Origin of the sequence: Paracoccus sediminicola (assembly GCF_027912835.1) — a bacterium.
GTDB classification, from domain to species: domain Bacteria; phylum Pseudomonadota; class Alphaproteobacteria; order Rhodobacterales; family Rhodobacteraceae; genus Paracoccus; species Paracoccus sediminicola.
Window position 1 is genome coordinate 2,928,606 of record NZ_CP115768.1, and the last position, 12,348, is coordinate 2,940,953.

General features: G+C 62.2%; 11 protein-coding genes and 1 pseudogene. All 12 read left to right on the forward strand.

Translation table 11 applies throughout. The annotated features are described in order from the left end of the window. Positions 1 to 172: 172 nt before the first annotated feature. The 12 genes and pseudogenes from PAF18_RS14375 (at position 173) to PAF18_RS14430 (ending at position 12,343) form a co-directional block, all read left to right on the forward strand. Positions 173 to 1,054: an N-acetylmuramic acid 6-phosphate etherase gene (locus tag PAF18_RS14375; RefSeq protein WP_271116371.1), complete on the forward strand. Its 882-nt coding sequence runs from the start codon at positions 173 to 175 to the stop codon at positions 1,052 to 1,054. Positions 1,055 to 1,107: 53 nt separating this feature from the next. Further along, entirely contained in the window at positions 1,108 to 2,367 is a 1,260-nt protein-coding gene (locus tag PAF18_RS14380; RefSeq protein ID WP_271116372.1) for an ABC transporter substrate-binding protein, read from the forward strand. A gap of 121 nt (positions 2,368 to 2,488) precedes the next feature. Next, entirely contained in the window at positions 2,489 to 3,409 is a 921-nt protein-coding gene (locus PAF18_RS14385) for a carbohydrate ABC transporter permease (RefSeq protein WP_271116373.1), read from the forward strand. 10 nt (positions 3,410 to 3,419) lie between these two features. After that, entirely contained in the window at positions 3,420 to 4,259 is an 840-nt protein-coding gene (locus tag PAF18_RS14390; RefSeq protein ID WP_271116374.1) for a carbohydrate ABC transporter permease, read from the forward strand. Next, positions 4,256 to 5,278 carry a Gfo/Idh/MocA family protein gene (locus tag PAF18_RS14395; RefSeq protein ID WP_271116375.1) on the forward strand — a complete coding sequence of 341 codons (1,023 nt, stop codon included), beginning with the start codon at positions 4,256 to 4,258 and terminating at the stop codon, positions 5,276 to 5,278. The genes PAF18_RS14390 and PAF18_RS14395 overlap by 4 nt, the downstream gene beginning before the upstream one ends. A gap of 10 nt (positions 5,279 to 5,288) precedes the next feature. Beyond that, positions 5,289 to 6,290, forward strand: a complete 1,002-nt coding sequence (locus PAF18_RS14400) for an ABC transporter ATP-binding protein (RefSeq protein ID WP_271116376.1) — start codon at positions 5,289 to 5,291, stop codon at positions 6,288 to 6,290. Between the two features lie 557 nt (positions 6,291 to 6,847). Continuing rightward, complete coding sequence (locus tag PAF18_RS14405) at positions 6,848 to 7,612, forward strand: class I SAM-dependent methyltransferase (RefSeq protein ID WP_271116377.1); 765 nt, start codon at positions 6,848 to 6,850, stop codon at positions 7,610 to 7,612. 147 nt (positions 7,613 to 7,759) lie between these two features. Further along, positions 7,760 to 8,728 (forward strand): TRAP transporter substrate-binding protein, encoded by a 969-nt coding sequence (locus PAF18_RS14410; RefSeq protein ID WP_271116378.1) that lies wholly within the window; start codon positions 7,760 to 7,762, stop codon positions 8,726 to 8,728. Between the two features lie 89 nt (positions 8,729 to 8,817). Beyond that, a pseudogene (locus tag PAF18_RS14415) lies at positions 8,818 to 9,261 on the forward strand (TRAP transporter small permease); the annotation flags it as partial. Positions 9,262 to 9,399: 138 nt separating this feature from the next. After that, the gene (locus PAF18_RS14420; RefSeq protein WP_271118150.1) at positions 9,400 to 10,734 is read left to right on the forward strand and encodes a TRAP transporter large permease; all 1,335 of its coding nucleotides are present in this window, start codon (positions 9,400 to 9,402) and stop codon (positions 10,732 to 10,734) included. Then, a complete protein-coding gene (locus PAF18_RS14425) occupies positions 10,731 to 11,666 on the forward strand; it encodes a hypothetical protein (protein WP_271116379.1) in 936 nt (311 codons plus the stop codon). The genes PAF18_RS14420 and PAF18_RS14425 overlap by 4 nt, the downstream gene beginning before the upstream one ends. Continuing rightward, positions 11,663 to 12,343, forward strand: coding sequence for an aspartate/glutamate racemase family protein (locus PAF18_RS14430; protein ID WP_271116380.1), 681 nt, complete (start codon positions 11,663 to 11,665; stop codon positions 12,341 to 12,343). The genes PAF18_RS14425 and PAF18_RS14430 overlap by 4 nt, the downstream gene beginning before the upstream one ends. Positions 12,344 to 12,348: the final 5 nt, after the last annotated feature.

A 12,348-nucleotide genomic window follows, 5' to 3' on the forward strand; every position in this document is an offset into this window, starting at 1 on the left:
GAAGCCTCCATACGGATAACATACCAAAGCAATACCAAATGAAAAGAGCAATCTTTCCGATGGCCAGTATGCCTGTATTTTGGCCGTTTCATGTGTTATTCTCACGGCGCAGCAAAGTTTCTGTTTACAATTGGTATTGCTTTGGCATTATATGGGCAAAAGGAGGAATCAGATGGCATTGCGCAGTACTGAAGCTCGGCATCCAAATTCCGTGCAGCTGCATACCCAGCCCGCGACGCGCGTTTTGTCGATGTTGCTGGACGCGCAAATCGGTGCGCTCGGTGCGCTGCGGCCGGCCTTGTCCTCGATCGATCAGGCGGCGGGGCTTGGTGCCGACGCGCTGCGCCGGGGCGGGCGTGTGGCCTATGCCGGGGCAGGCAGTTCAGGCCTGATGGCGTTGGCGGATTGCCTGGAACTGGCCGGGACATTCGGATTGCCGCCTGAGCGCACGCCGATGCTGTTTGCCGGCGGGGCCGAGGCGCTTTTGCATCTTCGGGGCAGCGTCGAGGATGATGCCTCGCTGGCGCAAGACGATGTCGATCGCATCGCGCTTGGCGAAGACGATGTGCTGGTGGTCGTGTCGGCGTCCGGCACAACGCCCTATGCTCTGGCGACGGCCGAGGCTGCCAAGGCACGTGGCGCGGCGATCATCGGCATCGCGAATGTTCCCGGTTCTCTGTTGCTGGCCGTCGCAGACGCTCCGGTTCTGCTGGATACCGGGCCAGAACTGGTCTCTGGCTCCACCCGCATGGGGGCCGCCTCGGCGCAGAAAGTGGCGCTGAACATGATGTCGGTGATGATTGCGGTGAGGCTCGGCCATGTTCATGATGGGCATATGGTGAACCTCATCGCGGACAATGCAAAGCTGATCGCGCGCGCTGCGCGCATCGTGGCCGATATTGCCGATGTGCCAGAAACCATTGCCAAGGCGGCGCTCGCCGCTACGGGCGGTGTGGTCAAGCTGGCGATCCTCGTCGCGCGCGGCATGGGGCCGGATCAGGCCCGCGCCGCGCTGTCCGAAACCGGCGGACATCTGGCCCCGCTGGTGGAGTGAGGCGCAACCATATCAACCAGGGGCCGGGAAGGTCCGAATTCAGGGAGTGAGACATGACTAGAACCCTTCGCATCGCGCTTTTGGCGAGCACCGTCCTGGGCGGAGCAGCCTCGGCGCAGGAGGTCACGCTGACCGTCGAAAGCTGGCGCAATGACGATCTGACCATCTGGCAGAACACGATCATCCCGGCTTTCGAAGAGGCGCATCCCGATATCAAGATCAACTTCGCGCCGACCGCGCCGGCGGAATATAACGCGGTGCTGAACTCCAAGCTGGATGCGGGTTCGGCAGGCGATCTGATTACCTGCCGCCCCTTCGATGCCTCGCTCGAACTGTTCAATCAGGGACAACTGGCTGATCTGACAGATCTGTCGGTGATGTCGAATTTCTCTGACGTGGCGAAATCCGCATGGCAGACTGATGATGGCAGCGCCACGTTCTGCGTGCCGATGGCGTCGGTGATCCACGGTTTCCTCTATAACAAGAACGCCTTCGAGGAACTCGGGCTGGAGGTTCCGACCACGGTCGACGAGTTCTACGCCGTGCTGGATGCGATCAAGGAAGATGGAAGCTATATCCCGATGGCGATGGGCAGTGCCGATCAGTGGGAAGCCGCGACGATGGGCTATCAGAATATCGGTCCGACCTATTGGAAGGGCGAGGAGGGTCGCAAGGCGCTGATCGACGGCAGACAGAAGCTGACGGATGAGCAATGGGTCGAGCCGTTCCGCCAGCTCGCCCGGTGGAGCGAATATCTGGGAGACGGCTTCGAGGCACAGACCTATCCGGACAGCCAGAACCTGTTCACGCTCGGACGTGCGGCGATCTATCCCGCCGGCTCGTGGGAGATCGGGGTATTTACCCCGCAGATCGACGGCATGTTCGAGATGGGCGCCTTCCCGCCTCCGGTCCCGGCAGAGGGTGACAGCTGCTATATCAGCGATCACACGGATATCGCGCTTGGCATGAATGCGGCGACCGAAAACCCCGAGGCGGCCCGGACATTCCTGGAATGGGTTGGCTCGCCCGAATTCGCGACGCTTTACGCCAATGCATTGCCGGGCTTCTTCGCGATGAACTCGACCCCGGTCGAGATGGAGGACCCGGTGGCACAGGAATTCGTGTCCTGGCGCGAGGAATGTGAGCCGACGATACGTTCTACTTATCAGATCCTGTCGCGCGGAACCCCGAACCTGGAGAACGAGACCTGGAACGCCTCGGCGAATGTCATCACCGGCGCCGAGACGCCCGAAGATGCGGCCGCGCGTCTGCAGGAAGGCCTCGCCTCCTGGTACGAGCCGCAGCAGGAATAACCCCGGTTCGGGCCTGACGGCCCAGCCTCCCCACCGGGGCAGGGGGCTTTCAGCCCCCGACCGCCCGCCAGGCCGGGCGGTTTCCCCCGAGGATATTTGTTTCAGGATGAAAGGAAGAGCCATGGCGCAGCGGAAAGCGTTTCGCTGGCATATCGCGGTGTTTCTGGCGCCGGCGGTGCTGGTCTATACAGCGATCATGATCATCCCGCTGATCGGCACGCTGAACCTGTCGTTGTTCCGCCTGGCCGAGACCGGCGAGCGCGTCTTTGTCGGGCTGGCGAATTTTGCCACGCTGTTCGGCGATCCGCGTTGGGCGGATTCCTTCTGGAACGCATTGGCCAATAACGGCTGGTTCTTCCTGATCCATATGCTGGTGCAGAACCCGATCGGGATCATGCTGGCGGCGATCCTGTCGTCACCCCGTCTGCGCGGCGCGGCCTTCTATCGCACGGCGATCTTCATCCCGACGATTCTCAGCTTCGTCATCGTGGGCTTTGTCTGGAAACTGATCCTGTCCCCGATCTGGGGGATTGCGCCGGGAATGCTGGATGCGGTCGGGCTGAAATCGCTGTTCGCGCCCTGGCTGGGAAAAGAGGAATATGCGCTGACCACGCTGGCGCTGATCTCGGTCTGGCAGTTCGTCGGCATTCCGATGATGCTGATCTATGCGGCGCTGCTGTCGATCCCGGACGAGGTGATCGAGGCGGCCGAGATGGATGGCGTCACCGGCTGGTCGCAATTCTGGAAGATCAAGCTGCCGCTGATCCTGCCCTCGATCGGCATCATCTCGGTGCTGACCTTCGTCGGCAACTTCAACGCCTTCGACCTGATCTATGTGAGCCAGGGTGCGCTTGCCGGGCCGAACTATGCCACGGATATCCTCGGCACCTTCCTCTATCGCACGTTCTTCGGGTTCCAGCTGCAACTTGGCGATCCCCATATGGGCGCGACCATCGCCACCGCGATGTTCGGCATCATTCTGGTCGGGGTCTGCGTCTATCTGTTCGGCATCCAGACCCGCCTGCGGCGCTATCAGTTCTGAGGAGAACGAGATGAATTCAGCACGTCAATCCATGAGCCGCAGCGTCGCCGCGCATGGCATCCTGATCCTTTATACGATCATCGCGCTGTTCCCGGTCTTCGTCATCGTGGTCAACAGCTTCAAGTCGCGGCGCGCGATCTTTGCCGATCCTCTGGCGCTGCCCAATGCCGAGACCTTCGATCTGGTGGGCTATCAGACGGTGCTTCAGCAAGGCGATTTTATGCAGTATTTCCTGAACTCGCTGACCGTCACCGTGGGCAGCCTGTTCTTCGTGCTGCTGTTCGGGGCGATGGCCGCCTTCGCCCTGGCCGAGTATCGCTTTCGCGGCAACCGGATGATGGGGCTGTATCTGGCGCTTGGCATCATGATCCCGATCCGGCTCGGCACGGTAGCCATTCTGCAGATGATGGTCGCCTCGGGATTGGTCAACACGCTGACCGCGCTGATCCTCGTCTATACGGCGCAAGGCATCCCACTGGTGGTGTTCATCCTGTCGGAATTCATGCGCGGCGTTTCGGACGATCTCAAGAATGCAGGGCGGATCGACGGGCTGAGTGAATACAAGATCTTCTTCCGGCTCGTGCTGCCTCTGGTCCGTCCGGCGATGGCGACGGTCGCGGTGTTCACCATGATCCCGATCTGGAACGATCTCTGGTTTCCGCTGATCCTTGCGCCGTCCGAGGAAACCAAGACCATCACCCTCGGCAGTCAGGTCTTCATCGGGCAATTCGTAACCAACTGGAACGCGGTGCTGGCCGCGCTTGGGCTGGCAATCGTGCCAGTGCTGGTCCTGTATCTGATCTTCTCGCGTCAACTGATCCGCGGCATCACCGCAGGAGCGGTCAAATGATCCGGGTTCTGGTCGCCGGTCTGGGACAGATGGGGCAGAGCCACGCGCTCGCCTATCACCACAGTCCCGAATTCGAGATCGTCGGGCTGGTCAATCGCAGCACGCCCGATCTGCCAGACGCGCTGACGGGCTATCCTCTCTCTGGTGATTTTGACGAGGCGCTGGCCGAGCTGAAGCCGGATCTGGTCTGCGTTGCGACCTATTCGGACAGTCACGCCGATTACGCCGTCTCGGCAATGAAGGCGGGCGCGCATGTCTTCGTCGAGAAGCCGCTTGCCACTACGGTAGAGGATGCGAAGCGCGTGGTCGATTGCGCGAGTGCGACGGGGCGCAAGCTGGTGGTGGGGTATATCCTGCGCCATCACCCGAGCTGGCAGCGGCTGATCGAGGAGGCGCGCGATCTCGGCGGGCCATACGTGTTCCGCCTGAACCTTAACCAGCAATCCAGCGGACCAAGCTGGGATGTGCATAAGGCGCTGATGCAGACCACCTCTCCGATCGTGGATTGCGGCGTCCACTATGTCGATGTGATGTGCCAGATCACCGATGCAGCCCCGGTCGAGGTGCGTGGCATGGGTCTGCGGCTGAGCGACGAAATCGCCCCGGAGATGTATAATTACGGGCATTTCCAGGTGCTCTTCGCCGATGGTTCGGTCGGCTGGTACGAGGCCGGCTGGGGACCGATGATGTCGGATACGGCATTCTTCGTGAAGGACGTGGTGTCGCCCAAGGGCGCTGTGTCGATCCGGATGCCCGAGACGGCGCGCTCGGACGATATCGACACCCATACCATGACCTCGACGCTGCGGGTTCATCGGGTCGGCGGCAAGGATGAAGATCTCAGCATGGCCGATGAACCCGGTCATCAGGCGCTGTGCGACCGCGAACAGAGCTTCGTGGCGCGTGCCATCAATGAAGATATCGATCTCGGCCGGCATATGACCGACGCCGTGCGCTCGCTGGCCGTCTGTCTGGCGGCGGATGAAAGCGTGCGCCGCGGCGTGGCCGTGAAACTGTGAAGGAACGCAAATGGGAACTCTGAATCTGTCCAATGTCACCAAATCCTTCGGCAAGGTCGAGGTGATCAAGGGTGTCGATCTCAGCGTGAATGACGGCGAATTTTGCGTCTTTGTCGGCCCCTCGGGCTGCGGCAAGTCCACCTTGCTGCGCATGATCGCGGGGCTGGAGGATGTGACCTCTGGCGATGTGCTGTTGGACGGCGAGCGGATCAACGACGTCGCGCCGGCCAAGCGCGAGATCGCGATGGTGTTCCAGACCTACGCGCTTTATCCGCATCTGACCGTGCGCGAGAATATGGGGTTGGGGCTGAAACAGCTCGGCACGCCCAAGGCAGATATTACCGCCGCGACCGAGAAGGCGGCGGCGATGCTGGCGCTCGACCCGCTGATGGATCGCCGCCCCTCCGAGCTGTCAGGCGGGCAGCGTCAGCGTGTCGCGATTGGCCGGGCCATCGTGCGGACGCCGAAGCTTTTTCTTTTCGACGAACCGCTGTCCAATCTCGATGCGGCGCTGCGCGTGGCGACGCGGATCGAGATCGCCCGGCTGCACCGCGAACTCGGCGCGACGATGATCTATGTGACCCATGATCAGGTCGAGGCGATGACGCTGGCCGACAAGATCGTGGTTCTGCGCGCCGGGAAGGTCGAACAGGTCGGCCGTCCGATGGATCTGTATAACGATCCGGATAATACTTTCGTCGCAGGGTTCATCGGTAGCCCCCAGATGAACTTCCTGAAGGCAGAGGCGCTCGGGCTGCAATTCGACACGCTCGGCATTCGTCCCGAGCATCTGGAGATCTCGGAATCCGGCGGCGAGATCGAGGGCCGGGTCAGCCATCTGGAGAAGCTGGGCGGCGAAACGCTGACCTATGTGCGGACCGATCTGCACGGGCTGCTGACGGTGCGCCAGTTCGGTGAGCACGACCACCCGGTCGATGGCACGGTCTTCGTCACGCCGGATCAATCCCGCGCGTTCCGTTTCGATGCGGAAGGTCAGCGACTTCGCGGTTGACTGGGCTGTGCGCGGCGACCCGGACCTGGGTTCCGGCCGGCCCGAAACACCTAGCCAGCGCGATGAAAAGATGGCCGCAACATATCCACAGGGCTTCCGGGTGAACAGAAAAGGTCGAACAACGGAATAGAGCCGTTCCTGCGAAGGAAGTTGCTGCCTGACTGACTCCATAGCTATTGAGCCAACCCCGTAGCGCGAATTTTTGAACCATTGCGGGTGGGGCGTCGGTGGAATCCTGTTTTTTCAAAACACCGCTGGTGATAATGTCCTGAAGCTGTCTTGCCCGATATCAGCTTTGCGCGATTATATCGGAAAAGCGGCTTGCAAAACATGGTAAGCTGGCTCCAGTTTGCCAGCGAATCTGGTTTGGGAATTAGTTAATGCTTGTGCCCGTTGACGAGTTGTCGCCAACCCTGCGCTGTCCGCTCTGCAAGGCGGCGCTATCACGATCGGCAGATCAGAGGCTCTCCTGCGATCGAGGGCACAGCTATCCCATAATGCGCGGCAAGCCGGTTCTGGTCGATTTTACGGACTCCGTCCTGTCAGAAGACGCGATCATGGCCACCGAAGCGGACAGCCAGATCGAGCGGACCGAATATCGCGGCATCACCGCACGGGTGAAAAAGCTGCTTTCGCCGGACAAAAAGGCGACTGCCGAGAATGTGCGGCGCCTGATCGCGGATCTTGAACAGCTTGGCCGAGCGGCGAATTTGCTGGTGGTCGGCGGCGGTAGCGTCGGGCAGGGGATGCAGCCGCTTTACGATCATCCCGACATCCGCATCCACGCCTTCGACATTTACGACACGCCGAACGTCCAGTTTATCGCGGATGGGCACCACCTGCCTCTGCCAGACGATCACTTCGATGCGGTGGTGGTGCAGGCGGTGCTGGAGCATGTGCTGCAACCTGCTGAGGTGGTGGCCGAGATTCGTCGCGTTCTGCGGCCGGGCGGGCTGGTTTATGCCGAGACCCCATTCATGCAGCAGGTCCATGAGGGCCCTTATGATTTCACCCGTTTCACAGAAAGCGGGCACCGCTATCTGTTCCGCGGCTTCGACGCTATTGCGTCCGGCGCCAGCGGCGGGCCGGGGGTGCAGTTCATGTGGGCGGTGGATTATCTGGCGCGCAGCCTGTTCCGGTCACGCAAGGCGGGCAAGATCGCCAAACTGGCCTTTTTCTGGACACAGTATCTCGACCGGCTGATCCCGCCCGATTATGCGCAGGACGGGGCGAGCGGGGTGTTCTTTTACGGTCGCAAGGCCGAAACGCCGATCGGCCCGCACGACATCATTGCCTACTATCAGGGCGCGCAGAAACCCTGACGGCGCGTCGTCGGGAAGCGGGGCGCGCTTTCGCGCAAGATTCGCGCGAGACTGGCGCAAAACCATGAAACGATGTTAGGACTTTGGTCAACTCCCCGTTATCCGGGGAGCGTGATAACAAACGTCCAACCAACAGAGAGACTTCAGATGAACGCCAAACTTCCCCTCTTCGCCACGGCCGCCGCGCTCGCGGCGTCGGTGGTGTCCGCCGAAACCTGGGACATGCCGGTGGCCTATCCCTCGCATAACTATCACACTGAAAATGCGGAAGCCTTCGCTGCCGAAGTCGGCGAATGCACGGGCGGCGAACTGGAAATCACCGTCCATCCGAATGGCTCGCTGTTCAAGGGCGACGAAATCAAGCGCGCCGTGCAGACCGGCGACGCGCAGATCGGCGAGCGCCTGCTGTCGGCTCATGCCAATGAGGATGCGCTTTACGGCTATGATTCGGTGCCGTTCCTTGCCAGTTCGTTCGAGGCCTCGGAGAAGCTGCGTGCGGCGGCCGAGCCGGTCCTGGCCGAGCTGATGGCCGAGCAGGGCATGACGTTGCTTTATTCCGTGCCGTGGCCGGCGCAGGGAATGTATTTCAATCAGGAGATCAACTCGGTCGAGGAGATGGAAGGGATCAAGTTCCGCGCCTATAACTCCAGCACCGCGCGGGTGGCTGAACTGGCCGGTATGGTCCCGACGCAGGTCGAGGCGGCCGAGCTGAAACAGGCCCTTGCGACCGGGGTCGTGGCGTCGATGATTTCCTCGGGCTCGACCGGCGTGGATGAAAAGACCTGGGAGGACATGTCCCATTTCTATGATGTAAAGGCATGGCTGCCGCGCAATACGGTTTTCGCCAACACCGCAGCGCTTGAGGCGCTGCCGGCCGAGGTGCAGGATTGCGTTCGTTCGGCCGCGGAAGCCGCGCAGACCCGTGGTTCAGAGGAAGCGGAATCGCTCGCCGGAGGTTTCCTTGACACGCTGGCCGAGAACGGCATGAACGTCGCCGAACCGGGAGAGCAGCTTCAGGCCGATCTGGCCGAGATCGGCGATCAGATGACGAATGAATGGCTGGAATCCACCGGAGATAAGGGCCAGACCATCGTCGACGCCTATCGCGCCGAATGAGGCACTGAGCATCCGGCTGCGGCCAAAACAAAATCCTGTCGGCGCGTCTGTGAGCAGGCGCGCCGATTTCTGAACTGCCCGAGGTGACGATGCGATCTGCCCTGAATGGCCTTTATACCGGAGCCGGGGTGCTGGCGGCGCTGTCGCTTCTGGCGATCCTTCTGCTGGTGATCGCGCAGATGGTGGCCCGCTGGATGGGGCTGCTTCTGCCGGGCGGGGCCAGCTATGCGGGCTATGCGATGGCGGCCTCGTCCTTCCTCGGCATGGCCTATACCTTCGTGCACAACGAACATATCCGTGTCGGCCTTTTCGTCGATCGCAGCGGCAATCTGCGGCGCGGATTCGAGATCTGGTGCTATGGGATCGCTACGGCCATTGTGCTGTATTTTGCCTGGTATGCGATACAGGCGCCGATCCTCAGCCACCGCTTCAACGACGTATCTCAGGGGCAGGACGCCACACCGCTGTGGATCCCGCAGCTCTCCATGGCGGTCGGGGTCAGCATCATGGCCATCGCCGTGGTCGATACGCTTCTGAAGGTTCTGCTGACAGACAGCTATGGCATCGATCCGCCCCGCGAAATGCCCGAGCGCGACGCCCTCGCGAAGCGACGGCAGCGGCTCATCCTGCTGGGGGCGTTCCTGCTGGTGGTCTATGGCGCGATGCAGCTGATGACCGGCCTTGACCGCGACGCCACAGGGCTGAAAATCGGCGTTTTCCTGTTTGTCATGTTCTTCCTGCTCGGCTCGGGCGTCTGGGTCGGGCTGGCGCTGATGGGTGTGGCCTATATGGGCATGATCGGATTCACCTCGCGCAATCCCGGCAGCTCGATGTCGATCACCATCTGGACCGGAGCGTCAAGCTGGACGCTCACCTCGCTCCCGCTGTTCATATGGATGGGAGAAATCCTGTATCGCACGCGGCTCTCCGAGGATATGTTCAAGGGGCTGGCACCCTGGCTGTCCCGTCTGCCTGGCGGATTGCTGCATACGAATGTCGTTGGCTGCACGGTGTTCGCGGCGGTGTCCGGCTCATCTGCGGCGACGCTGACGACAGTTGGCAAGATGTCCATCCCCGAGCTGCGCAAGCGCGGCTATCCCGAATTCATGATTATCGGCACGCTGGCCGGCGCAGCGACGCTGGGGCTGATGATTCCGCCTTCGCTGACGCTGATCGTCTTCGGGGTGACGGTGAAGGAGAGTATCACCAGCCTGTTCATGGCCGGGGTTCTGCCGGGGCTCGTGCTGGCTTCGATGTTCATGCTCTATATCGCCGGGTGGTCGATTGCGCGTCCGCAGGACGCAGCCGAGCCAGAGCCGCGGCTGGGTTTCCTTGGCGCGCTGCGGAACTCGGTGCTGCTGATCCCGGTCATCGCGCTGATCGTGATGGTGATCGGCTCGATGTATATCGGCATCGCCACCGCCACCGAGGCCGCTGCCTTCGGCGTGGTCGGCGCGCTGGTTCTGGCGCTGCTGCAAGGCTCGCTGAACTGGCAGAGCTTTTCGGAAAGCCTGCTCGGCGCGACGCGCACCTCGGCGATGATCGCGCTGATCCTGATGGGGGCGAGCTTTCTGACGCTGTCCATGGGGTTCACCGGGGTGCCCCGGACGCTGGCCGAATGGATCGGGTCGATGGATCTCTCGCCCATCGCGCTGATCGCGGCGCTCACCGTGTTCTATATCGTGATCGGAATGTTCCTCGACGGGATCTCGGCGGTGGTGCTGACCATGGCGATCATCGAGCCGATGGTGCGCGGTGCCGGGATCGATATGATCTGGTTCGGGATCTTTGTCGTCGTTGTCGTCGAGATGGCCCAGATCACACCGCCGGTCGGGTTCAACCTGTTCGTGCTGCAAGGCATGACCAAGCATGACATGGGCTATATCGCGCGAACCGCGCTGCCGATGTTCCTCATCATGGTGCTGATGGTGGCGATCCTCGTCGCCTTCCCCGGTCTCGCCACCTGGCTGCCGGACATGGTGATGCAGCGGGCGCCTGCGGGATGACGATCCGCGCCGGGCTGGAACGGGTCGGACGATCCGCCCGCTTGCTTCTTCTGTCGGGGCTGTTCGTCGTGCCACTTCTGCCGGTGCCGCACGGGGTTTTCCTGCCGGTGCTGCCGGTTCTGGTCAGTATGCTGATCGGTCTTGCGCTGTGCCGGCTGGATCTGCCCGCAATCATGGCCGACCTGGCCGATCCGCGCTTTCTGTTGCTGCTTTTCGGTGGCATCGCGCTGTTTCATATCGGCGCGGCGATGCTGTTGCACGGCGTCGGCCAGGCGCTGGGATGGGGCGCGGCAGTGCTGCTGATCCTGGTCTCCTTCGCGACCGCGCCGACGCTGACCTCGGCACCGAACATCGCGCTGCTGCTCGGCTATGATGCGCGGCTGACGCTGATCTGGACGCTTGCGACGACCTTTTTCTCCCCGCTGCTGATCCCTGTCGGGCTGGCCGTCTCAGGGATGGAGTTGCCGATTGAACCGATGCGGATCGCCGGGAACGTGACACTCATCCTCGCCGGAGGTCTGGTCCTGGGCGTCGCGCTACGTCGGATCATGGGACCGGTGCGTATCGCCGAAAGCGGCGCGGCTCTTGACGGAGTCTCAGCGCTGGTGATGCTGGGGTTCCTGATCCCGCTATTGGACGGCGTGCTGAGCGAAGTCGTGGCGCGGCCCGAACTGGCGCTGGGCCTCGCGTGTCTGGCGCTGACGCTCAATCTCGGCGGTAATCTGGCGATGCGGTTTCTGGCCGGGCGGATCTTTCCGAGCGCGCGGGCGCGTGCGATCGGTCTCGTTTTCGGGAACCGCAATATCGCAATCATGCTGGCGGCGCTGCCCCATGATCCGACCTTCAGCCTGTTCGTGGCACTGGCACAGATTCCGATCTACAGCTCGCCCATGATCCTGCGCGGGCTTGACCTCAGGGCCGAGTGCGTATGACCGGTTTTATCGGCATTCTCAGCCTCGACACGCGCTTCCCGCGAATTCAGGGAGATTCCGGCAACCCCGAAAGCTATCATCTTCCCGCGCGGGTGCGGGTCATCGATGGGGCGAGCGGGGCCGCTATCGTGCGCGATGGGCCTCCTGACGAGGCTTTCGTGGCGCGCTTCATCGAGGCTGCCCGCGCGTTCGAATCCGAGGGTGCCGTGCTCATCACCTCAAGCTGCGGGTTTCTCGTGTCGGTGCAGCATCGTATCGCCCGGGCGGTCAACGTGCCGGTGATGCTTTCTGGGCTTTGCCTCGTGCCCCTGGCGCTGCACATGACCGCGGGCCGTCCGGTCGGTGTGCTGACCGCGTCTGCACAGAGCCTTGGGCCGTCGATCCTCGCCGCTGCGGGGATAGATCCCGACCAGATCCGCATCGCCGGGCTGGAGCATCGTGCGGCGTTTGCCGACACCTTCCTGCCCTCGCGCGCATCGCAGAATGTCCGATTCGACGTGGCGCAGATGGAACGCCTCGTCGTCGAGGAAGGCCGTGCCCTGATCGCGCGCGCCCCCGAGATCGGCGTCGTGATTCTGGAATGCGGCAATCTTCCGCCCTATGCCGAGGCGCTCCGGCACGCGCTTGGGCGGCCCGTCCTGAGCATTCTGGACGGGGCGAGGTTGCTGTCGGGCTGAGCGCC